The organism is Paractinoplanes rhizophilus (assembly GCF_042664765.1).
Classification (GTDB): Bacteria; Actinomycetota; Actinomycetes; order Mycobacteriales; family Micromonosporaceae; genus Actinoplanes; species Actinoplanes rhizophilus.
The window spans coordinates 1-20,833 of record NZ_JBHTBJ010000059.1 but is presented as its reverse complement, the minus strand read 5'-3'; the positions used below and the strand labels follow the sequence as shown (position 1 = coordinate 20,833).

At 74.0% G+C, this 20,833-nt stretch carries 21 protein-coding genes; 8 read left to right on the top strand and 13 right to left on the bottom strand.

Annotated elements, in window-relative coordinates; genetic code table 11:
- Positions 1 to 12 precede the first annotated feature (12 nt).
- The 4 genes from ACFQS1_RS37845 to glgX are packed head-to-tail and all read right to left on the bottom strand — an operon-like array spanning position 13 to position 5,144.
- Positions 13 to 786, bottom strand: coding sequence for a class I SAM-dependent methyltransferase (locus ACFQS1_RS37845; RefSeq protein ID WP_378977379.1), 774 nt, complete (start codon positions 784 to 786; stop codon positions 13 to 15).
- Entirely contained in the window at positions 783 to 1,853 is a 1,071-nt protein-coding gene (locus ACFQS1_RS37840; RefSeq protein WP_378977377.1) for an alpha/beta hydrolase, read from the bottom strand. The genes ACFQS1_RS37845 and ACFQS1_RS37840 overlap by 4 nt, the downstream gene beginning before the upstream one ends.
- 17 nt (positions 1,854 to 1,870) lie before the next feature.
- The gene (locus ACFQS1_RS37835; RefSeq protein ID WP_378977375.1) at positions 1,871 to 2,980 is read right to left on the bottom strand and encodes a sensor histidine kinase; all 1,110 of its coding nucleotides are present in this window, start codon (positions 2,978 to 2,980) and stop codon (positions 1,871 to 1,873) included.
- A gap of 55 nt (positions 2,981 to 3,035) precedes the next feature.
- The gene (gene glgX / locus ACFQS1_RS37830; RefSeq protein WP_378977373.1) at positions 3,036 to 5,144 is read right to left on the bottom strand and encodes a glycogen debranching protein GlgX; all 2,109 of its coding nucleotides are present in this window, start codon (positions 5,142 to 5,144) and stop codon (positions 3,036 to 3,038) included.
- A 62-nt stretch (positions 5,145 to 5,206) separates the two neighbouring features.
- Between glgX and ACFQS1_RS37825 the strand changes: the two genes are divergently transcribed.
- Positions 5,207 to 5,944 (top strand): arylamine N-acetyltransferase family protein, encoded by a 738-nt coding sequence (locus tag ACFQS1_RS37825; protein ID WP_378977371.1) that lies wholly within the window; start codon positions 5,207 to 5,209, stop codon positions 5,942 to 5,944.
- Here ACFQS1_RS37825 and ACFQS1_RS37820 read toward each other — a convergent pair.
- Genes ACFQS1_RS37820 through ACFQS1_RS37810 form a run of 3 tightly spaced genes read right to left on the bottom strand, consistent with a single transcriptional unit; the run spans position 5,910 to position 7,866 of the window.
- Positions 5,910 to 6,350, bottom strand: coding sequence for a GNAT family N-acetyltransferase (locus tag ACFQS1_RS37820; RefSeq protein ID WP_378977369.1), 441 nt, complete (start codon positions 6,348 to 6,350; stop codon positions 5,910 to 5,912). The two genes, ACFQS1_RS37825 and ACFQS1_RS37820, sit on opposite strands and share 35 nt — an antisense overlap.
- A gap of 43 nt (positions 6,351 to 6,393) precedes the next feature.
- The gene (locus ACFQS1_RS37815; protein WP_378977367.1) at positions 6,394 to 7,023 is read right to left on the bottom strand and encodes a maleylpyruvate isomerase N-terminal domain-containing protein; all 630 of its coding nucleotides are present in this window, start codon (positions 7,021 to 7,023) and stop codon (positions 6,394 to 6,396) included.
- A gap of 24 nt (positions 7,024 to 7,047) precedes the next feature.
- Entirely contained in the window at positions 7,048 to 7,866 is an 819-nt protein-coding gene (locus ACFQS1_RS37810; protein WP_378977365.1) for a hypothetical protein, read from the bottom strand.
- 56 nt (positions 7,867 to 7,922) lie between these two features.
- Here ACFQS1_RS37810 and ACFQS1_RS37805 point away from each other — a divergent pair, with 56 nt between their 5' ends.
- Together ACFQS1_RS37805 and ACFQS1_RS37800 are read left to right on the top strand one after the other, a co-directional pair.
- The gene (locus ACFQS1_RS37805) at positions 7,923 to 8,339 is read left to right on the top strand and encodes a DUF1810 domain-containing protein (RefSeq protein WP_378977363.1); all 417 of its coding nucleotides are present in this window, start codon (positions 7,923 to 7,925) and stop codon (positions 8,337 to 8,339) included.
- A gap of 13 nt (positions 8,340 to 8,352) precedes the next feature.
- Positions 8,353 to 9,933, top strand: a complete 1,581-nt coding sequence (locus ACFQS1_RS37800) for a purple acid phosphatase family protein (RefSeq protein ID WP_378977361.1) — start codon at positions 8,353 to 8,355, stop codon at positions 9,931 to 9,933.
- Here ACFQS1_RS37800 and ACFQS1_RS37795 read toward each other — a convergent pair.
- Positions 9,930 to 10,460: a pyridoxamine 5'-phosphate oxidase family protein gene (locus ACFQS1_RS37795; RefSeq protein ID WP_378977359.1), complete on the bottom strand. Its 531-nt coding sequence runs from the start codon at positions 10,458 to 10,460 to the stop codon at positions 9,930 to 9,932. The two genes, ACFQS1_RS37800 and ACFQS1_RS37795, sit on opposite strands and share 4 nt — an antisense overlap.
- 79 nt (positions 10,461 to 10,539) lie before the next feature.
- Between ACFQS1_RS37795 and ACFQS1_RS37790 the strand changes: the two genes are divergently transcribed.
- The gene (locus ACFQS1_RS37790; protein WP_378977357.1) at positions 10,540 to 10,800 is read left to right on the top strand and encodes a hypothetical protein; all 261 of its coding nucleotides are present in this window, start codon (positions 10,540 to 10,542) and stop codon (positions 10,798 to 10,800) included.
- Between the two features lie 90 nt (positions 10,801 to 10,890).
- On the opposite strand, the gene ACFQS1_RS37785 is transcribed toward ACFQS1_RS37790, so the two are convergent.
- On the bottom strand, positions 10,891 to 11,550 hold the full coding sequence (locus ACFQS1_RS37785) for a GNAT family N-acetyltransferase (protein WP_378977355.1): 660 nt from the start codon (positions 11,548 to 11,550) through the stop codon (positions 10,891 to 10,893).
- A 57-nt stretch (positions 11,551 to 11,607) separates the two neighbouring features.
- The gene (locus ACFQS1_RS37780; protein ID WP_378977353.1) at positions 11,608 to 14,661 is read right to left on the bottom strand and encodes a putative bifunctional diguanylate cyclase/phosphodiesterase; all 3,054 of its coding nucleotides are present in this window, start codon (positions 14,659 to 14,661) and stop codon (positions 11,608 to 11,610) included.
- Positions 14,662 to 14,804: 143 nt separating this feature from the next.
- Here ACFQS1_RS37780 and ACFQS1_RS37775 point away from each other — a divergent pair, with 143 nt between their 5' ends.
- A complete protein-coding gene (locus ACFQS1_RS37775; RefSeq protein WP_378977351.1) occupies positions 14,805 to 15,578 on the top strand; it encodes a DUF1775 domain-containing protein in 774 nt (257 codons plus the stop codon).
- Between the two features lie 88 nt (positions 15,579 to 15,666).
- On the opposite strand, the gene ACFQS1_RS37770 is transcribed toward ACFQS1_RS37775, so the two are convergent.
- Entirely contained in the window at positions 15,667 to 16,227 is a 561-nt protein-coding gene (locus ACFQS1_RS37770; protein ID WP_378977349.1) for a dihydrofolate reductase family protein, read from the bottom strand.
- A gap of 81 nt (positions 16,228 to 16,308) precedes the next feature.
- Here ACFQS1_RS37770 and ACFQS1_RS37765 point away from each other — a divergent pair, with 81 nt between their 5' ends.
- Positions 16,309 to 17,262 carry an RNA polymerase subunit sigma-70 gene (locus ACFQS1_RS37765; protein WP_378977347.1) on the top strand — a complete coding sequence of 318 codons (954 nt, stop codon included), beginning with the start codon at positions 16,309 to 16,311 and terminating at the stop codon, positions 17,260 to 17,262.
- 39 nt (positions 17,263 to 17,301) lie between these two features.
- On the opposite strand, the gene ACFQS1_RS37760 is transcribed toward ACFQS1_RS37765, so the two are convergent.
- Positions 17,302 to 17,964, bottom strand: a complete 663-nt coding sequence (locus tag ACFQS1_RS37760; protein WP_378977345.1) for a response regulator — start codon at positions 17,962 to 17,964, stop codon at positions 17,302 to 17,304.
- Positions 17,961 to 19,085, bottom strand: coding sequence for a sensor histidine kinase (locus tag ACFQS1_RS37755; RefSeq protein WP_378977343.1), 1,125 nt, complete (start codon positions 19,083 to 19,085; stop codon positions 17,961 to 17,963). Before ACFQS1_RS37755 ends, ACFQS1_RS37760 begins: the two co-directional genes overlap by 4 nt.
- 143 nt (positions 19,086 to 19,228) lie before the next feature.
- Between ACFQS1_RS37755 and ACFQS1_RS37750 the strand changes: the two genes are divergently transcribed.
- Entirely contained in the window at positions 19,229 to 20,209 is a 981-nt protein-coding gene (locus ACFQS1_RS37750; RefSeq protein WP_378977341.1) for a carboxymuconolactone decarboxylase family protein, read from the top strand.
- 9 nt (positions 20,210 to 20,218) lie between these two features.
- Positions 20,219 to 20,833 (top strand): DUF6220 domain-containing protein (locus ACFQS1_RS37745; protein ID WP_378977339.1); only part of this gene is annotated, 615 nt, incomplete at its 3' end.

The following is a 20,833-nucleotide window of genomic DNA, read 5'->3' as shown; positions in this document are numbered from 1 at the left end:
GCTACGCGCCCGTCAGGCGCCGACGACGATGCGGATGTGGGTCTCGAACTCCAGCGGGTGCTCCAGCTCGGACGCCAGCGTGGCGATGGCGGCCGCCCGCCGGTCCGGCGGGATGCGCGAGATCAGCTGCCGTCCGCCGTGCGAGCCGATCCACTCGTACACGTGGGCGGCGTCGCGGAAATCGCTGCGCACGGCCACCTCGGAGACGGTCGCGGCGGCGAAGCCGGCGGCGACCACGGCCGACCGCAGGCTCTCGGCCGACTCGAACATCGGGTGGAGCGTGCGGGGCGGCGGCGGGTCGTCCGCGAAACCCGACAGCACCCGCATCGCCTGCGGATATCGCGGGTCGTACCGGGCGAAACTGCTGACGGCCACGCGGCCACCGGGCTTCAGGAGCTTCCGGTACGCCGTCAGCGCGGCCGGCGGATCGGGGAGGAAGAACAGCACCAGCCCGGACGTGACGAGGTCGAACGACCCGTCCGGGAAATCGGGCGCCTGTGCGTCGCCGAGCCGCACCGTGACCTGCGGCAACCCGGTGGCCGCGGCGGCCGCCCGGGCCACCATGCCGGGTGCCAGGTCGATGCCGGTCACCTGCCCGGCGAGCCCGACCGCCTCGGCGAGCGGCAGCAGCACGGCCCCGGTGCCGCAGCCCGCGTCGAGGGCCCGCTCGCCGGGGACCACCCGGGCGGCCGCCACCAGCGCCTCGCCGATCGGCTTGAAGAACGGGACACCCACGTTCTCGTACGCCTCGGCCGCCTCGTCGAAGACCTCGATGATCGCGCTCATCGGCCCAGCATGCCAGCCTCGCGCACGCCCGGGATCGACGGTGGTCTCCAGGTGGCGTTCCCGGCCGCGACCGGCAGGAACGCGGCCAGGTAGTCGGCGGCGATGGCGAGCACGCGCGGATCGCCCAGCGGCCGGACCGCCCGTACCGGCGCGGCCAGCCAGTACGCCGCGTAGTCGGTGAAGTCGCCGGATCGGGCGCCGGCGATCGTGTACGCCCACGCCCGGCCGCCACCGGCCGCGAGCAACGACTGCCCCGTCGGCGGCAGCGACGAGCCGAGCATCAGCAGGGGCTGCCGCAGCCCGGTGCTGACCACCTTGCCGCCCGGCGCCCCGTCGAGGTCGGCCGCGCCCGCGCACGCCGGGTCCGCGCGGCAGGCCTCGATCGCCACCGCCCCGCCGAACCCGTGCCCGGCGTAGACCACCTGCGCCCGATGCACGTGCGGCCCGAGAAGCAGCCCGGCCTGCCGGGCCGCGAAACGGGCGTCGGCGGCCCACACGGCGGCGAGCCGGGCCGCGCCGGGGCCGGACGAGACCGTCCCGGCGGCCGAGGCCCGCACCGCGTGCCCGCCGATCACCGACAACCGGGCGCTGTAGGTCGGCGTCACGCCGGCCACCACGTAGCCCCGGGACGCGATCGACGCCGCGAGGGCTTGGTACTGCGGCGCCGCGAACCCCAGCCCGGGCAGGAGCACGACCAGCGGGAACGTCCCGGCGGCGAACGGCACGTCGGCGAAGGTCCCGGTGGCGATCCGGGAGAACGCCGTCTGCCCCCAGCCGTACCGCCGCAGCCCGGCCCACGCCCCGGGCGCGTACGCCGCCGGGGTTCCCCGCGAGGCCGCCGGATACCAGAGCCACATCGACAGCACGCGGGGGTTGCCGCCCACCGGCGCGAGCTCGTCGGTTCGCGAGCGGTCGGCGACCTCCTGGGCGGCCCGCCCGACCGGGTACGGGCCGGGCGGCGCCAGCGACACGGCGTGCCGTGCGCGGTGACCGAGGAAACCGGCGTACGCGGCAAACAGCAGCACCACGACGGCAGCCGCCGCCGAGCCGACCCGCTTGAGACTCACCGGGCCATTCTCGCCCGTCAGGACTCGGGGGGATCGAGGCGGAGCTTGTCCTTGAGGCCCTCGTCGCGGGCGAGGCCGGTCAGCACCTGGACGGCGAGCTTGAGATGGGTGCCCTGGAAGTCGTGGCCGAACACCGGCACGGAGGCCCACACCGTGCCGCCGGCCCAGTACAGCCGGCCGACCGGCATGCCGGCCGTCAGCTCGGAGAGCTTCGCCCGCAGTTGCTCGCCGGCCGCCACCTCGAGCAGCGGCGAGAGGACGTCGACCATCGGCGGGCTCGGCCGGACCCGTACCACAATGGCGTCGTTGATCTTGAAATCGCCCTCGTCCGTGGTCTCGACCCCGGCCCGGGACATGGTGGCGACGACCGCCCGGACCCGCTCGGTCAGCGGCGGCATGGCCGGACTGCCGGGAATCTCGATCGCGGCCGGCGCCGCCTCGGCCGCGTCCCCAGCCGCGGCGATCAGGCGGCCGGGCAGCGTGACCCGGACCACGGTGCCCGGCGCCGCCTCGGCCAGCTCCACCCGCAGGCCGTGCCGCCGGGCGAGGCGCGCCACCACCGCCAGCCCGAGCGTCCCCTGGGCGTCGCCGCCGCGGCCGGCCAGGCGCTCGTTGAGCGCTCGACGGCGGCCGTCGTCGAGACCCACGCCCTCGTCGGTGATCTCGATCAGCACGCCGTCGTCGTCGCGCCGCGCGGCCGCCACCACCGGCGTCCCGGGCGAGGAGAACTTCGTCGCGTTGTCGAGCAGCTCGGCGACCAGGTGGACGAGGTCGTGCGCCGCGCCCGCCACCACCTTGAGCTCCGGCTCGCCGACGCCGACCTCGACCCGGGTGTACTGCTCCACTTCGGACTGCGCGGCGCGGAGCACGTCGATCAGGCTCTCCGCGTCGCGCCGCCCGTTCGCCGGCCCGGCGCCCGAGAGCACCAGCAGGCTTTCCTGGTTGCGGCGGATCTGGGTGGCGAGATGGTCGAGCTCGAACAGGTCGGCCAGCCGGCCCGGGTCCTGCTCGGCGAACTCGAGCCGGTCCAGCCGCGAGATGAGCCGCTCGGTCAGCGCCAGCGACCGCCGTGCGGAGGTGGCGGGGACGTCGCGGTCCGCCCGCCTACGAAACAACCGCAGCCTCATCCCACCGATTGTCCGCCTTCAATGTCAACTTTGCACGGCCGAAGACGCCATCATCTCAGTAGCGGCAGCGCAGCACCTCGAGCGTGTGCCCGGCCACTTCGACCTGCCCGCCGGCCCGGGCCGTCCGCCGCCGTTGCGCCAGCAGCGGGTCCGCCGTGTTGACCACGACCTCCCAGGTGCGCCCGAAGTCCTTGGGCGGCAGGGTGAACGACATCGGATCGCCGAGCGGGTTGAACAGCAGCAGGAACGAGTCGTCCGTGATCGCCTCGCCGAGCGCGTCGCGTTCCGGGATGCCGTGGCCGTTCAGGAACACCGTCATGGTCATGCCGCTCTGGGCGTTCCAGTCCGCCTCGGTCATCGGCTCGCCGTCGCGGCGCAGCCAGGCGATGTCGGGCACCTTCGTGTCGCCGACCGGCTCGCCGGTGAAGAACCGGCGCCGCCGGAAGATCGGGTGCTCGGCGCGCAACCGGGTCAGCCGGCGCACGAAGCCGGTCAGCACGTCGGCCTCGCGGGCGGCTTGCCAGTCCACCCAGCTGATCTCGTTGTCCTGGCAGTAGACGTTGTTGTTGCCGCCCTGCGTGCGGCCCAGCTCGTCGCCGTGCGAGATCATCGGCACGCCCTGCGACAGCAGCAGCGTGGTCAGGAAGTTTCGCTTCTGCCTTTCCCGCAGCGCCACGATCTCGCGGTCCTCGGTGGGCCCCTCGACGCCGCAGTTCCACGACCGGTTGTAGCTCTCGCCGTCGCGGTTCTGCTCGCCGTTGGCGTCGTTGTGCTTCTCGTTGTACGAGACCACGTCCTCGAGGGTGAACCCGTCGTGCGCGGTCACGAAGTTGATCGACGCGACCGGCCGCCGGCTGTCGTGCTGGTAGAGGTCGGAGCTGCCGGTGAACCGGGACGCGAACTCGCCCAGGCTGGCCGGCTCGCCCCGCCAGAAGTCGCGTACCGAGTCGCGGTACTTGCCGTTCCACTCGGTCCACAGCGGCGGGAAGCCGCCGACCTGATACCCGCCGTCGCCGACGTCCCACGGCTCGGCGATCAGCTTGACCTGCGACACCACCGGGTCCTGGTTGACCAGGTCGAAGAAGGCCGCCAGCCGGTCCACCTCGTGGAACTCGCGGGCCAGCGCGGCCGCCAGGTCGAACCGGAAGCCGTCGACGTGCATCTCGGTGACCCAGTACCGCAGCGAATCCATGATCAGCCGCAGCGACTCGTGGTGGCGGACGTTGAGGCTGTTCCCGGTGCCCGTGGTGTCGTAGTAATACTGTTTGTCGGCGTCGACCAGCCGGTAGTACGCGGGGTTGTCGATACCCCGGAAGGAAAGTGTCGGCCCGAGGTGGTTGCCCTCGGCCGTGTGGTTGTAGACGACGTCGAGGATGACCTCGATGCCGGCCTGGTGCAGGGCCTTCACCATGGTCTTGAACTCCTGCACCTGCCCGCCGTGCCCGCCGAACGAGGCGTAGTCGTTGTGCGGCGCGAAGAAGCCGATGGTGTTGTATCCCCAGTAGTTGGTGAGCCCGCGGTCGAGCAGCACCGAGTCGTGCACGAACTGGTGGACCGGCATCAGCTCGACCGCGGTGACCCCGAGCTGCCGGAAGTGCCTGATCATCGCCGGGTGGGCGAGCCCGGAGTAGGTGCCCCGGACGTCGTCGGGGATCCCGGGATGGCGCATGGTGATGCCCTTGACGTGGGTCTCGTAGATCACCGTCTCCCACATCGGGATGCGCAGCGGCCGGTCGTTGGCCCAGTCGAAGAACGGGTTGACCACCACCGACTTCTGCGCGAACGGCCCCGAGTCGGCGTCGTTGCGCGAGAGCGGGTCGCCGAACTGGTACGCGAAGAGCGCCTCGCCCCAGACGTTGCGGCCGTCGATGGCTTTCGCGTACGGATCGAGCAGAAGTTTCGCGGGATTGCAGCGCAACCCGTTGTGCGGGTCGTAGGGGCCGTGCACGCGGTACCCGTACCGCTGCCCGGGCACGATGCGGGGCAGGTAGCCGTGCCAGACCAGGGCCTCGCGCTCCGGCAGGTCGACCCGGGTCTCGGTGCCGTCGTCGTCGAACAGGCACAGCTCGACCCGGTCGGCGATTTCCGAGAAAACCGCGAAATTTGTGCCGCCACCGTCGTAGGTGGCGCCGAGCGGATACGGATTCCCCGGCCACACAGTCATGCCGGCCATGATTCCCCCCGATCGCTTGACCTCAACCCCGGTTCATGTCACACGCTTGCCCGATGAATGTCGACGCCTATCTGGAGCGTATCGGCGCGGACCGCACCACCGGCCTGCGCGACCTGCATCGCCGGCACCAGGAGACGATCCCGTTCGAGAACCTCGGCATCCATCTCGGCGAGCCGATCAGCCTCGAGCCGGACGACCTGTTTCGCAAGATCGTGGAAAGTCGCCGCGGCGGTTTCTGCTACGAGCTCAACGGCGCGTTCGCCCTGGTCCTGACCGTGCTGGGGCACGACGTGACGCGCCTGGCCGCCCGCGTCAACGGCGGCGACCGGCTGGGCCCGCCCTTCGACCACCTGACCCTGCTCGTCGACGACATGTGGCTGGTCGACGTGGGTTTCGGCGCGCACAGCACGTACCCGCTGAATTTTCGCACGCGCGAGCCGCAACCGGACCCCGGCGGCCTGTTCACGGTTGTGCCGTCGCCAGACGGCGATGTGGACGTCGTGAAGGACGGGCGCCTCGCCTACCGCGTCGAGATGAAAAAGCGGGATCTGCCGGACTTCGTGCCGACGTGCTGGTGGCAGCAGACCTCGCCGGAATCGCACTTCACCCGCAGCACCGTCTGCACGCGCCTCGACGGCGACGCCCGGCTCACCATCAGCGGCCGGAAGTTCATCAGGACCAAGGGCGATTCGCGTACGGAGCAAGCACTGCCGGCCGACGACGAGCTGCTCGCCGCTTACCGGGAAAGTTTCGGCATCACGCTGGACCGGGTCCCTGACGCAGCTCGATGAACGGCACGGTGTCGCCGGGCAGCACGTACCGCTCGATCTCGGCGAACCCGTGCCGCAGCGCGAACCGCAGCCCGTCGTCGTTGGACGCCAGCACGATGGTCTCGATCGTCGTCGCGCCCCACGCCCGCGCGTGCTCCACCGCCCGCCGGAAGAGCAGCTCGCCGAACCCGCGCCGCCGGTACGCCGGGAGCACCCGGGCGATCACCACGCTGGTCCCCTCGGCCGGCGGCCGGACCGTCGAGTTGCCCACCGCCACGTCGCCGAGATAGGCCACCTCGAGGTGGTTGCGCAGGGCCCGCTCCGCGACCTCCTCGGCCGACAGCGGCGCGGTCGGGATGATCAGGTTGTGGATCTCCCGCCAGTCGCGCAGCGCCGCCTCCGACTCGACCTCTACGTAGCGCAGCACGCGGACAGGTTAGCCCGATGCCCGGCAGCAGGTGCGCGCCGGCTCAGGCCGACAGCACGCTGAACTTCGGCGGCAGCTCGGCACGGCCGGTGAGCGCGCGCAGCAGCGCGTCGCCCTCGCCGAGGGCCACGGCCAGGCGGGTGGCCAGGGTGGTCGCGTCGGCGACGGCTTCGAGGGGCAGATCATGGGGTACGCCGGCGGCGGCCGCCGTGTCCATGCCGTGCACCACGAGCTCGAAGGTGCGGGTGGGCAGCCAGTCGCGCACGCGCATGCCCCCGGCGGGCGTGGCCACGATGTCGTCGTCCGCCGCCGCGGCCAGGGCGTGGGTGGCCCGCGCGGCCATCTGCCCGACCAGCGCCGCGGGGTCGTCGCCGAGCTCGGCCGCGGTCGCCCGCGCGTCGTCGCCCGAGGCGGCCACCGCGGCCTCGAGCACCGGAGCGGGCACCCCCCGGCCGTACGCGAAATAGCCCTCGGCGGTGGCCACCTCGACCATCGGCGCCCGGGTGGCGAGCACGCCCGCGACCTGCCGCAGCGCCGAGCTCGCGGTGTGCCCGGCCAGCTCGCGCAGCGTCCAGTCGCCGAGGCCGGGGGAGTCCCAGCGCCCGGCGGGGACGCGGGCGACCAGGTCGGCGTACGCGACGGCGGCCGATCGATAGGTGCGGCGGTAGTCCATCCCGCCACCCTGCCACGCCCGCGCTCACCGCCGGTAGGGCGGCGGTTCCGCGGGCGGTTCGTCCCCGCCGGGGTCCGACGCCCGATGCCGGCCGCCGGCGGGCCGGGGGTGCGGCTCCAGGTAGGCGGGCCGCCGCAGCCGGCTGCTGGTCTCGTACGCGGCCGCGGTGTCGTGCCCGGCCTGCTGCGGCTGCCCGGCCTGCTGCGGTTGGCCGGCCGGCGGGTGGCCGGCCTGCTGGGGGTGGCCGGGCTGCGGCGGCTGTCCGGGCTGCTGCGGCCCGGCGGCGGGCCGGGGTGTCTCCCGGGCCGCCGGGGGCGGGCCCGGGTTCGTGCCCCATTCCGGCCGGTCGCGATCCACCCGGTCCCAGGACGGGGGAGCGGGCGGCGGGGGCGGCCCGGGCGCGGACGGGGCCGGCGGCGCGGGCTCGGGCCGGCGCGGCAGGCCGGACGGCAGCGGCTGGTAGGTGGTGCGCTGGGGTGGTTCCGGCTCGGTCTCCGGGGACGGCCCGAGCGGCGGCGGCGGGGCGGGGAAGGGGGTCAGCGGCGTTTGCGCGGGCGGCGTCGCGTACATCTGCGGGATCAAGCCGGCGGCGAGCCGCCTGCGGCGACCACGCCGCTCCCGGAACATCAGCGTCACCAGCGCCATTGGCGCCAGCAACACCAGCCAGTACGGCCGCTTCAGGTCGAACACCGAGATGGCGAGATAGCCCGCGGCGCCGAGCAGGCCGAGGCCGACCACCGCGTCGAGGACACGCGCGTACGCCCGCTGGTCGAGCCCGAGCACGGCCAGCGTCAGCAGCCCGAGCCCGCTGAGCGCCAGCAGGCCGAGGAAGGCGTCCGCCATCCCTCCACTCTCGGCCGGAAACCGTGCAAATGGAGCGCGAATGACAGAATGACCGGGTGGCTGACCTGGAACGGTTCGTGGCGGCGCAGGACGGCGTGTACGAGCGGGCCCTCGCCGAGATCGTGGCGGGCGACAAGCGCTCGCACTGGATGTGGTTCATCTTCCCGCAGATCGCCGGCCTGGGCCGCAGCGCGACCGCCGAGCGCTACGCGATCGGCGGCCGCCAGGAGGCCGCCGCCTACCTGGCGCATCCGGTGCTCGGCCCGCGCCTGCGCGAGTGCACCGACGCCGTGCTGTCGCACCGGGCCAACTTCTTCCCGTTCCCGGACGACCTCAAGCTCCGCTCGTGCATGACCCTGTTCGCCCGGGTCGCGGACGATCCGGCGCCGTTCCGCGCGGTGCTCGCCCGGTTCTACGACGGCGAAGATCAGCGCACGATCGACCTTCTGGATAAAACCGGCCAATCCGGGTGATACGGTCATTCGCGTGCCGGGTATCGACATCCCCCGAATGGGCCTGCCGGACCGACTCGCCGCGCGGCTGAGCATCGCCGAGCAGCACGAGTTGCTGATCAGCCGCCGTACGCTGATAACCGGCGCCGCCGCCACGGCCGCCTCCATCGCGATCGGCGGCCCGGCCGCCGCGTTCCTGCGCCGCTCGCCCGTCCCGCCCGGCCGGATGGTCGTCCCGTTCGGCCGCCACCTGGCCTGGGGCGCCAACCCGCGCACCCGGGTGAACGTCGCCTGGCAGGTCCCGCACCGCGTCGCCAAGCCGTTCCTGCGGGTCGGCGAGTCGCCCGGCGACCTCGGCCCCAAGATCGACGCGGACATCCGCGCCCTGCACTCCGAGCTCGACGACGTCATCGCCCCGGCGAACCAGTACTACGTGCACGCCACCGCCGGCGACCTGCGGCCCGGCACGACCTACTACTACGCGGTCGGGCACCGCGGCTACGACCCCACCGACCTCAGCGACTTCGGGCGCATCGACTCGTTCACCACCGCGCCGAGCCGCCGTACGGTCGCCGGGCCGTTCACCTTCACCGCGTTCGGCGACCAGGGGGTCAGCTCGCACGCGCTCGGCATCGACGGCATGCTGATCGCCCAGCGGCCCGCCTTCCACCTGCACGCCGGCGACCTCTGCTACGCCGACGCCACCGGCCGGGGGCACAAGGACGACCTCTACGACCCGCGCACCTGGGACCAGTTCCTCGCCCAGACCGAGCCGGTCGCCTCGGCCGTGCCGTGGATGGCCTGCCTGGGCAACCACGACATGGAGGCGATCTACTCGCACGACGGCTACGGCGGCCAGCGCGCCCGGTGGGCCTTCCCGGAGAACGGGCCGGACAAGGCGGCCGGGGTGTACTCGTTCATCTACGGCAACGTCGGCGTGGTCGCCCTCGACGCCAACGACGTCATCCTCGAGCTGTCCGGCAACCGCGGCTACACCGGCGGCGCCCAGACCGCCTGGCTCGACCGGCGGCTGCGGTTCCTGCGCGAGCAGCCCGACGTGGACTTCGTGGTCGTGTTCTTCCACCACTGCGCGTACTCGACCACGGCCGCGCACGCCTCCGACGGCGGAGTGCGCAACCAGTGGGTCCCGCTGTTCGACAAGCACGGCGTCGACCTGGTCATCAACGGCCACAACCACGTGTACGAGCGGGCCGACGCGATCAGGAACGGGGTCGCGAAGAAGACCCCGGTCGGCGACACCGTCCACCCCGAGCGCGACGGCACCGTCTACGTCACCGCCGGCGCGGCCGGGCGCGGCCTGTACGAATCCGGGAACCCGGACTCGTACGCCGGCCACGTGCACGACCTCGACGAGATCGAGTCGTACGTCTGGGCGCACGGCCGCGAGCGCGTCCCCGAGAAGGTCACCTGGTCCCGGGTCCGGTACGCCGGCTACTCGTTCCTCGCGGTCGACGTGGAGCCGGCCGACGAGGGCCACCACACCACGATGACCCTGCGCGGCGTGACCGAGCACGGCGACGAGATCGACCGCGTGGTCATCGCCCGCAAGGCCGGCGGCGGATCCCGCCTGACCCTCAGCGACGAGGTCGCCTAGGCACCGGGCCGATGAGCTCGCTGCGCCGCCCGCGCGACCGCCTCCGCCGCCACGCCGGCGCGCTTGTCGATGCCGGTGCCGAAGTCGGGGTGGCTGCCGCGGATGTGCACGCCGTACTCGGTGACGTCCGCCCGGTAGAGCCGCAACTCCCCGGTCAGCTCCTCGGGCGCGAACGGCCGGGCCCCGCCCGGCGTGGACCGGAACGCCACCGCGCACTCGTCGGCGAGCCGCGACGCCGGCACCTCGTGCGCGGTGGCCCCGAGATAGGCCGCGTCGGATTTGCCGGGCAGCGTCGTCGAGTCGAAGATGACCATCCGGATCGCCGGCTGCCCGGCGATGTTGCCCGAGTGCCGGGCGTCGGGGGCGGAGACCCAGTAGAACGTCCGGTAGGCGTCGTGCGTGTAGTAGACCGGCGTCAGCCGGGGCAGCCCGTCCGCCTCGACCGTGCCCAGTGTCATGTACCGGTTGGTGTCGACGACCCGCAGCACCATGGCCGCCAGCGCGGCCTCCCGCTCAGAACTGTCCATGATGACGCGATGCTAGCCGTGATCACCGTCGCTGTCCCGGGTGTTCCCTCCGGCGCCCGGGAAGGGGTAGAGAGGAGGGATGCAGCCCGAGAAGATCAGCCAGGACGAGTACGAGGCCGAGCTCAACCGCCTCCATGAGCGCCGCGAGGAGCTCGAGGAGCAGGAGACGACGCTGGCGAGCCACGACCACGGCGGCGGCCTGCCCGCCGACCAGCAGAACCGCCTGGCAAAGGTGCGCGGCGAGCTGGCCGACGTGCTCCAGGGGATCGGCGACCTGCAGGACCGCTACGCCGATGGCGGTGGCGCCCCGCCGCAGCCGGACGGCGCCCTCGGCGAGTAGCCGCGCCCGGCGCGCCCCACCCGGCCGGCGCGAGTCCCACCGGCCGGCGGGCGTCCCATCGGCCGGTCCGGGCCGGGCGCGACGGGGGGCTCAGCCGGCGTGGCGGAACTGGGCGAAGACCACGTCGCGGCTGGGCTCGAAGCCGAGCCGCTCGTACAGCCGCAGCGCCCGGTCGTTGTCGGCCGACGCGTGCAGGAACGGCAGCTCGCCGCGCCCCAGGATGCCGGCCGCGACCGCGAGCGTGAGGCGCGCGCCCAGCCCGCGCCCCTGATGGTCGGGATCGGTCGCCACCGCGCTGATCTCCGTCCAGCCCGGCAGGCGGAACCGCTCGCCCGCCATCGCCACCAGCCGCCCGTCGACGCGGATGCCGAGGTACTTGCCGAGCACGATGGTGCGCTTGCGGAACGGCCCGGGCTTGGCCCGCTCGACCAGCTCGAGGATCTCGGGGACGTCGGTCTCGGTGAGCACGACGGCCTCGGGGTCCGCCACGCCGGTCATGCTCTGGCCGACCATCTGCACCCCGGCCATCCGCGCGGTCACCTGCCAGCCGGGGCCGGGGGCCGGCGACGGCCCGGTCAGCAGGACGTTGTCGGTCAGCGAGGCGAGGTCGCGCCAGGCGGCCGGGTCGCCCGGATCGGCGAGCGCCCCGAACGGGGAGATGTCGGACTGGTAGCAGGCGGCGTTGCCGGCCGCCTCGGCGAAGCAGGCCTGCGGCCCGGAGAGGGCGGCCCACACTGGGTTCTCCAACACAACCAGAACCCTGCCCTCGCCCGGCCGCCGCCGCTAGTGAATATCCGTCAGAAACCCTCAGACGAGTTCCGGCACGCCCTGCGCCAGCTCGAGGATCTCGCCGGGCCACACCGGCTTCGAGAACAGGTAGCCCTGTCCGTACGGGCAGCCCATGCCGGCCAGCGCGGCCCGCTGCCCGGCGTCCTCGATGCCCTCCGCGACGACCGCCAGGTCGAGGTTGCGCGCCAGGGTCACGATCGCGTCGACCATGGTGCGCTGCTGCTCGCTGGTCAGGATGTCGTCGATGAACGACTTGTCGAGCTTGAGCACGTCGACCGGCATCTGCCGCAGGTAGCTCAGCGACGAGTACCCGGTGCCGAAGTCGTCGATCGCGATCCGCACGCCCATGGCCCGCAGCACCCGCAGATCGGCCCAGACCTGGTCGGCGTCGCGCAGCACGAGGCTCTCGGTGATCTCCAGCAGCAGCCATTCGGGCCGCGCGCCGGCGTCGGCGAGGGCCTGGCGTACGAGATCGACGAAGCCGGGCGTGCGGAACTGCCGCGCGGAGACGTTGACGCTGACGTACCGCAGTGAGATCTCCGGGTCGTCGGCCTTCCACCGGGCGAACTGCGCCAGCGCCCGGCGCAGCACCGATGTGCCGATCGCGATGATCGCGCCGCTCTCCTCGGCCACTTCGATGAAGTGGAACGGGCCGAGCAGCCCGCGGGCCGGGTGCTCCCAGCGCACCAGCGACTCGACGCCGGTGATCAGGCCGGTGTGCAGGTCGACGATGGGCTGGTACATCGGGCGGAACTGGTCGCCCTCGATGGCGTCGTGCAGCGCGGCCCGCACCTCCAGGCGCCGCACCATCGCGGTGTGCAGCTCCGGCTGGTACCGCTGCCAGGTGCCCTTGTCGCCGCCCTTGGCCTGGTAGAGGGCCAGGTCGGCGTGGCGCAGCAGCTCGGTGGCGCTGCCCGCGTCGGTGCTCGCGGCCACGCCCACGCTGGCCGCGCCGCTGACGATGTGCGAGCCGCCGATGCCGTCGCAGACCTCGACCGCCACGGCCAGCGCCTCGACGATCCGGGCCGCCACCTGCTCGGCGGTGCCGGCCGGGTGGCCGTCCTCGATGAGCACGGCGAACTCGTCGCCGCCCATCCGGGCCGCGGTGCTGTCGTCGCCGACGATCCCGGCGATCCGCCGGCCGACGGTGACCAGCAGCTCGTCGCCGACGGCGTGCCCGAGGGTGTCGTTGACCTCCTTGAAGTCGTCGAGGTCGACGAAGAGCACGCTCAGCGTGCGGCAGTGCCGCTCGCATTCGGCGAACGCCTGCTCGAGCCGGTTGCGGAACAGCACCCGGTTGGCGAGCCCGGTGAGCCCGTCGTGGAACGCCAGGTGGGACAGCTCCTCCTCGAGGCGGCGGCGCTCGGTGACGTCGCCGATAGTCAGCACCAGGCCGCGCACGGTCGGGTCCGCGCGCAGGTCCCGGCCGTCGACCTCGACCTGCATGAGCCGGCCGTCGGCGCCGGTCACGGTCAGGTCGGGCGCGTTCGGGGCGCCGCGCCCGGAGCGGACGGCGTTCAGGATCTGGTACATGCTCCGGTGGTGGCCGGCGGCGACCAGCGCGGACAGCGGCGTGCCGGCCAGGTCCTCGTGCCCGAGGACGGTGGCCGCGGACGGCGAGGCGTACCGGATCTCGTTGTCGTCGGTGACGATGAGGATCACGTCGGAGGCGTTCTGGATCAGCGTCCGGAACCACGCCTCGCTGTCGCGCCGGTTCACCTCGCCGGTCAGCACGATCCGCTGGAGCACGACCTCGACCTGGGCGAACAGCGCCTCCAGCGGGTCGGTCAGGTCGGCGAGCACCTCGGGCGCGGCGGCCAGCACGCCCAGCGACTGCCGCGGCGGCTCGCCCGGCAGCGGCATCTGGCCGACGATGAACGCGTCGTAGCCGTGCGCGGGCACGCCCGGCGGCAGCTCGGCGGCCGTGACCATCCGCACCCCGACACGGGTGGGGGCGTCGGCCTCGTGGTCGGTGATCAGCAGCTCGTACGGCTTGTCCTTGGGCATCAGCGTGCGGATGGCCTCGCGGGCCGCCTCGAGCACGTCCTCGACGCTGGCCGCGGCGAACAGCGACGCGCCGGCCTGGCGCAGCGCCCGCTCCCGGGACCGAGCCCGGCGCTGGGCCAGCGCGAGCCCGTTGACCCGGGCCAGCACCAGCAGGAACATCAGCGCCGCGGCGCCGGCGATGACCGGCGCGTCGACGACGCCGTCGCGGGCCTTCTCGGCCTCTGCGCCGCCGAACCACTCGGCGTACAGCATGGCCGGGGCGATCAGCGCGGCCGTGGCCATCCAGACGATCCGGTGGGTGCCCATGTCGTGGCCGCCGGCGACCGGCACCGGCTCGGAGAGCTTGCGCATCGACGGCGTCAGCGCCGCGTAGCCCATCGCCGCGTAGAAGACGATCCAGCCGAGGTCGACCGGCCCGCCGAGCGTCCACTCGCTGTTGAGCTGCGACTGGCCGTAGAAAATGTCCGAGATCAGCAGGCCGACCATGGCGACGCCGACCGCGGCGAGCGCGCGCGGCCGGCGGCCCGGCGTGGCGACCATGCGCAGCGTCATGGCGAGCACGAGGACGTCGCCGAGCGGGTAGCTGACCGAGACCAGCTTCTCCGGCAGCGACAGCTCGTGGGCGCGGGTGAACGGCGCGATCCAGTAGATCCAGGCGAGCAGGCCGAGACCGACCGTGGGCACCAGCGCGTCGAGCAGCGCGGCCCGGTTGCCGACCCCGCCCGAGCGGTACCGCACGTGCAGCAGGAACGCGCCGGTGAGCAGCGGGTACACCAGCAGGTAGAGCACGTCCGCGGGACCGGGGAAGCTGGGGGTGACGCCGAACGCGAGGATCAGGTTGTAGAGGTTGTCGCCGGTGTTGAAGAACACCAGCGCCGCCGCGACCAGATACCAGGGCAGCTTCCGGGCGGGCTTGTGGAGGCGTACGCCGATCAGGATCATCGCCGCGCCCGAGTAGCCGAGCGCCGCCCAGGTGTACAGATGGCTGCCCGGGAAGGCGTAGTAGACGGCGGTGAGCACCGCGATCCAGGCGCCGAAGCACGCTTGCGCGGCTCGCGTCGTCATGCGGTCTCCGATCGTTCTCGCCTTCGGGCTTGGTTGCCTCCGTTGCCCCATCGGGCGTCCCGCCTCGGGGCTGAGTCCTTTGCCGTGTCCGGTCCCGTAGTATTCGCCGGAACTTTTCGCGCCCGGGCGACGACTGTGATCCCGTGGCTGATTCCGGAAAGGCAGGCCGGGGAGTGCGATTCGGGTCGCGGGCGACGACGATCGGCGTCGTCGCGGGGTTGGCGGTGGTGGGCCTGGCGGGCCCGGCGCTCGCCCACGTGGAGGTCAGCGCGGACAAGACGACCGCCGGGGCGCGGAATGTGACCCTCACCTTCACCGGCGAGGCCGAGAGCGACACCGCCGGCATCGCCAGTGAGCGGGTCGTGCTGCCCGACGGCATCGCGCCCTCCGGCGTGTCCCTGGTCAAGGCGCCCGCGGGCTGGAAGCTCACCCCGTCGGCCGACGGCTTCACGGTCGGCGGCCCGGCGCTGAAGATCGGGCAGGACGCCGTCTGGCAGGTCAAGATCGCGAAATTGCCCGACGGCCGGACCCGGCTGAGCTTCAAGACCCTGGAGACGTACGGGGACGGCAAGGTGGTCCGCTGGATCGAGATCCAGCAGCCCGGCCAGGACGAGCCCGACCACCCCGCCCCGCTGGTCACCCTGAAGCCCGCCGCCGCGGGCGCGCCCGGCGCGGCGCCCTCGGCCGGCGCCGCGCCCGCCCCCGCGTCCGGGTCCGCCGCCGCGTCCGGTTCCGCTCCCGCGCCCGCGTCGGAGCCGGTCGGTCCCACGGTGGCCGCGACGCCGGTCGCCGGCGCCCCCGCGGACACCGGCGAGGGCACCAGCACGTGGTGGATCTGGGTGGTGCTGGCGGTCGTGGTGGCCGCCGTGGCCGGATTCCTGCTGCTCCGCCGGAGGAACAGCCCGCCCGCCGAGTGAGCGCGCTGGCGCGCCGGCCTACCGGGCGCCGGGCGTGTGTGCCAGCTGCGGACTGCAGCCCGTCGAAGCACGCGGCCGGCGCGCCGGCCTACCGGGAGCGCCGCAGCACGGTCAGGGCGGCCCGGCCGAGGGGCTCGACCGACGCGAAGCGGAAGTCGGCCGGTGCCCCGCCGGCGAACAGCCGATCGCCCGCGCCGACGACCGCCGGGAAGGTGATCAGCCGGTACTCGTCGACCAGGTCGGCGGCCGCCAGGGCGTGCACGAGGCTCAGGCTGCCGATCACGATGACGTCGCGGCGCTCCCGCTCCTGCTTCGCCCAATCGATCGGGTCGCCGTCGACCGCCGCCGAGTTCGCCCACTTGCCGGCGTCGACGCCGGTGCGGGTGGCGACCCGCTTGGCCGCGGCGTTCAGCCGCCGCGCGTAGCTGTCGTCGCGGGTGGGCCAGAACCCGGCGAAACTTTCCCAGGTGCGCCGGCCGAAGAGCAGCACGCCGTCCGCCAGCCTCGCGCCGAGGCGGAACTTGTCCTCGGTGACCGGGCCGGCGCCGAACCGGAACGCCCAGCCGCCGTAGCTCGTCCCGGCGCGGCCGTCCGGGTCGGAGACGACGCCGTCGAGCGTGGCGAACTGGATCACGATGACCTGTCCCATGGCGGGATCCCTCCTGCGGTGGCGGCTCGTCCGGCCGCCCTCACCCACCACATACCGGCGCCGGATGCCAGACTCATCGCCGTGGCGGAGACGGATCTGCACGAAACTTTCCGCGGCGACCTGCTGGCCCATTGCTACCGGATGGTCGGGTCGGTCGAGGAGGCCGAGGACCTGGTGCAGGAGACCATGGTGCGGGCGTGGCGGGCGGCCGGCCGGTACGACCCGGAGCTCGCCTCGGTGCGGACCTGGCTGCACCGGATCGCCACCAACGTCTGCCTCACCGCCCTGGACGGCAAGGCCCGCCGGCCGCTGCCGAGCGGCCTGGCGCCGGCCGGCGACGACCCGTACGCGCCGCTGACGCCGAGCCTGGACGTCCCGTGGCTGCAGCCCTTCCCGGACGCGCGGCTCGGCGACCCCGCGGTCGCCGCCCAGCAGCGGGCCGGGCTGCGGCTGGCCCTGGTCGCCGCGCTGCAACTGCTGCCGGCCCGGCAGCGCGCGGCCCTGGTGCTGCGCGACGTGCTCCAGTTGCCGGCCGCCGAGGTGGCACAGGCCCTGGACACCAGCGTCGCGTCGGTCAACAGCAGCCTGCAGCGGGCCCGCGCCACCCTGCGGGCGGCCGCGCCGGTGCTGGAGGAGCTGCGCGAGCCCGCCGATCCGGACGAGCGCGGCGTGGTGGAGCGGTACCTGGCGGCGTTCGAGGCGGCCGACGTGCCGGGCCTGACCCGGCTGCTCGCCGCCGACGTCGTGCTGGAGATGCCGCCGGTGGCGCTCTGGCTGGCCGGCCGCGAGCACTACCGGACGTTCATGGAACGGGTCTTCGCCATGCGCGGGCCGGGCTGGCGGGTGCTGCCGGTGCGCGCCAACGGTGGCCCGGCGCTGGCCGCGTACGCCCCGGCCGACGGCGGCTGGCGGGCGCATTCGCTGCAGGTCTTCGCGATCTCCGGCGGGCTGGTCCGGCGCTGCGTGACGTTCGCCGACCCGGCGGTGTTCGCCCTGTTCGGGCTGCCCGCCACGCGCACCGGCGACGCGCCGTGACGTTCGCCGGCCCGGCGAAAAATGGCCGGCCCGCCACGCTCACCGGCGGCGCGGCGTGATCAGCCCGGACTCGTACGCCCATACCACCAGCTGGGCCCGGTCGCGGCAGTGCAGCTTGGTCATCGCCCGGTTGACGTGCGTCTTCGCCGTCAACGGGCTGATCACCATGCGCGCGGCGATCTCGTCGTTGCTCAGCCCCTGGGCCACCAGCTCGACCATCTCCTGCTCGCGGGCGGTCAGCCGGTCGCGGCCGGCCGCCGGGTCGGCCGGGGCGGGCGCGGTGACGAACTCGCTGATCAGCCTCCGGGTGACCGCCGGGGCCAGCAGCGCCTCGCCGCGGGCCACGACGGCGACGGCCCGCAGCAGGTCGGCCGGGTCGGCGTCCTTGAGCAGGAAGCCGCTCGCGCCCGCCCGCAGCGCGCCGAAGACGTACTCGTCCAGGCCGTAATTGGTCAGCATCAGCACCCGGACGCCGCTCAGGCCCGGTTCGGCGGCGATGCGCCGGGTGGCCTCGATGCCGTCCAGCCCCGGCATCTGCACGTCCATCAGCACCACGTCGGGCCTGCACCGGCGGGCCAGCTCGACCGCGGCGGCGCCGTCGGCGGCCTCCCCGACCACCTCGACGTCGTCCTCGGCGTCGAGCAGGGCCCGGAACCCGGCCCGCATCAGCGCCTGGTCGTCGGCCAGCAGCACCCGGATCACGCGCGGCCGTCCAGCGGGAAGACGGCCCGTACGGCGAACCCGCCGCCGTCCCGGCGATCGGCGTGCAGCGTGCCGCCCAGCCCGGCGACGCGTTCCCGCATGCCGCGCAGGCCCACGCCGGGCGTCACCGGCCCGTCCGCCCGGCCGTCGTCGGTCACCTCGATGGTCAGCCGGGCGGGCTGGTAGTCGAGGCGCACCTCGGCGCTGGCCGGGCCGGCGTGCCGGGCCACGTTGGTCAGCGCCTCCTGGACGACCCGGTAGCCGGCCTGGTTCACCTCGGCCGGCAGCCCGCCGGCCGCGCCGGTGACGGTGAGCTCGACCGGGACGCCGGCGGCGCGGGTGCGGTCGGTGAGCTCGCCCACGTTCTCCAGGCCCGGCAGGTCACCCTCCGACGGCGAGCGCAGCACCTCCAGGGTGGCCCGCAGCTCGCGCATCGCCGCGCCGCCGGCCTCCTGGATCGCCAGCAGCGCGGCGGACGGCTCCGCGCCCTGCTTGCGGGCCAGGTGCACGGCGATCCCGGCCTGCACCTTGACCACCGAGATGCTGTGGGTCAGCGAGTCGTGCAGGTCGCGGGCGATGCGCAGCCGCTCCTCCCCGGCGCGGCGCAGGGCCATCTCGTCGCGGGTGCGCTCGGCCTCGATCGCCCGCTGCTCGGCCTGTTCCAGGTACGCCCGGCGCTGCCGCGCGACGACCCCCGCGACGTTGGCCGCCACGAACCAACCCAGCAGCAGCGACGTCCGCTCGACGATCTCCTGGCCCGGCCGCCCGGCCGGGGCCACGGCCACGTCGTGGGCCAGGAAGCCGGTCAGGAAGAGCACGCTCGCCACGGCGGCGCTCACCCGGTGGCCGCGCCAGGCGGCGACGTAGACCACGCCGAGGACCGGGAACGCGGCGGACACGCCCGCGTGCACCCGGACGTGCAGGGCCAGCATGGCCACGGTCACCACGACCAGGGCCGGCGCCGGGAACCGCCGGCACAGCGCGACGGCGGCCGCCGCCGCCACGATCAGGGCGACGTCGAGCACCCGGACCGGGCCGGCGTCGGGCGCGATGGCCGCGTCGGCGAGCAGCAGCACGCCGATGCCGGCGCCGCCCAGGACGTAGGGGAGATCCGGTCGCATGGTCGCACTGTAGGACGGCCGCCCGGCCCGGTCATCCTGCAATCGCAGTACGTGGGAGTACCGCGCGGGTCGTGCCGCCCCGCGGCCAGGTGCCTGCGGCGGCGGGACGCTTTCCAGCCCCGGGGCGGCAAGCATCGAGACCCATGACGTACCGATTCTTCACCCCGTCCCCGCCGCCGGAAGCCGGGCCGGTCGCGGAGGTGTACCGGCAGCTGCGGGAGGACTTCCTCGGACCGCTGCCGACCTTCAAGGTGCTCTCGGCCGCGCCCGACGTCCTGGCCGCGACCTGGGCGCTGATGCGCGAGGCGCTGCTGGCGCCGCCCGCCGCCCGGGTCGACCGGGAGGTCGTGGCGGCGGCGGTGTCGGTGGCCAACCGCTGCCGGTTCTGCGTCGACGCGCACGTGACGCTGCTGCACTCGCTCGGGGAGCACTCGCTCGCCGAGGTCATCGCGGGCGGCGGCCGGCCGGCCGGGACCCGGCACGCCGAGCTGGCCGACTGGGCCGCGGCCAGCCGCACCCCGCGGACGTCGCGCTGGAGCAGCCCGTACGGCGCCGAGGTGTCCGGCACCCTGCTGGCGTTCCACTTCATCAACCGGGTCGTCTCGGCGCTGCTCGACCCCGACCTGCTGCCCGGCGGGCTGCAACGCTTCCCGGCGGTCCGGTCGGCGGGCGGCCGGTTCTACGCGCGCACCACCCGCTCGCGCCCGGCGCTGGAGCCCGGCCGCAGCCTCACGCTCGTCCCGGCCGGCGTCGCGCCCGCCTGGGCCGGGGACAGCCCGGTCGGGGTCGCGTACGCGGCGCTGCGGCTCGCGGCCGGCGGAGACCTGCTGGGCGAGGCCGCCCGGGAGACGGTGGCGGGCACGGTCCGGTGGGAGGACGGCGCGCACCCGGCCCGGCCCGCCGAGTGGGCCGCCGATCTGGTCCGCGACCTGCCGCCGGCCGATCGCGTGGGCGCCCGGATCGCCTTGCTCGCCGCGTTCGCGCCGGCCGCGATCAGCCGGGGCGACGTCGGGCTCTGGCGGCTCACCCACCCGGCGGACGCCGACCTCGTACGCCTCGTCGCCTTCGGCGCGATGACCGCCACCGACCACGTCGCCCGGTCCCTCGACCCGGCCCACCGATAGGAGCCCGTCATGCGGAAAGCTCTCGTCATCGCGAGCGGGCTGCTGCTCGCCGCCTTCGCCCTGCAGTTCGTGTTCGCCGCCGTCGGCGGGTTCACCAAGCCGGCCGGCGACGACGGCTCGTACGCGCTGCACAGCATCAACGGGATGGCCGTGATCCCGGCGCTCACCCTGATCTGCACGGCGCTGGCGCTGCTGTCCCGGGCGCCGGGCCGGGTCGTCGGCCTGGCGGTCCTGCCGTTCGGCGTGGTGCTGCTGCAGGTGCTGCTGGCCGCCCTGGCCAACGGGCTCACCGACGACGCCGGCGCGACCACGCCGGTCGGCCTGACCATCGGCGGGCTGCACGCGGTCAACGCGATCGTCTCGGTGCACTTCGTGGTCAGCCTGATGCGCGCGGCCCGCCGCCTGGCCGCGCCGGCCGCCGCCGATGGGGTCGGCACGGCCGTGGACCCGGCCACCGCGGCCGGCCGCGCCAGTTCCGCCGGGGCTGACGGCACCGCTGTCGCCGGCGCGGCTGAGACCGGCGAGGCGGGCGCCGGAGCCGGACGCGCCGTCGCCGGGGCCGCTCGCGCCGCGGGGAAGCGGGAGCGCGCGGGCGCACCGCCTCGATGGTCATCGTGGATCTGC

Coding starts and splice junctions, on each gene's coding strand:
- ACFQS1_RS37790 (WP_378977357.1), top strand. CDS start 10,540: ATGCAGCCCGAGAAGATCAGCCAGGACGAGTACGAGGCCGAGCTCAAC.
- ACFQS1_RS37810 (WP_378977365.1), bottom strand. CDS start 7,866: ATGGCGGACGCCTTCCTCGGCCTGCTGGCGCTCAGCGGGCTCGGGCTG.
- ACFQS1_RS37815 (WP_378977367.1), bottom strand. CDS start 7,023: ATGGACTACCGCCGCACCTATCGATCGGCCGCCGTCGCGTACGCCGAC.
- glgX (WP_378977373.1), bottom strand. CDS start 5,144: ATGACTGTGTGGCCGGGGAATCCGTATCCGCTCGGCGCCACCTACGAC.
- ACFQS1_RS37750 (WP_378977341.1), top strand. CDS start 19,229: ATGACGTACCGATTCTTCACCCCGTCCCCGCCGCCGGAAGCCGGGCCG.
- ACFQS1_RS37845 (WP_378977379.1), bottom strand. CDS start 786: ATGAGCGCGATCATCGAGGTCTTCGACGAGGCGGCCGAGGCGTACGAG.
- ACFQS1_RS37755 (WP_378977343.1), bottom strand. CDS start 19,085: ATGCGACCGGATCTCCCCTACGTCCTGGGCGGCGCCGGCATCGGCGTG.
- ACFQS1_RS37770 (WP_378977349.1), bottom strand. CDS start 16,227: ATGGGACAGGTCATCGTGATCCAGTTCGCCACGCTCGACGGCGTCGTC.
- ACFQS1_RS37795 (WP_378977359.1), bottom strand. CDS start 10,460: ATGGACAGTTCTGAGCGGGAGGCCGCGCTGGCGGCCATGGTGCTGCGG.
- ACFQS1_RS37780 (WP_378977353.1), bottom strand. CDS start 14,661: ATGACGACGCGAGCCGCGCAAGCGTGCTTCGGCGCCTGGATCGCGGTG.
- ACFQS1_RS37825 (WP_378977371.1), top strand. CDS start 5,207: ATGAATGTCGACGCCTATCTGGAGCGTATCGGCGCGGACCGCACCACC.
- ACFQS1_RS37835 (WP_378977375.1), bottom strand. CDS start 2,980: ATGAGGCTGCGGTTGTTTCGTAGGCGGGCGGACCGCGACGTCCCCGCC.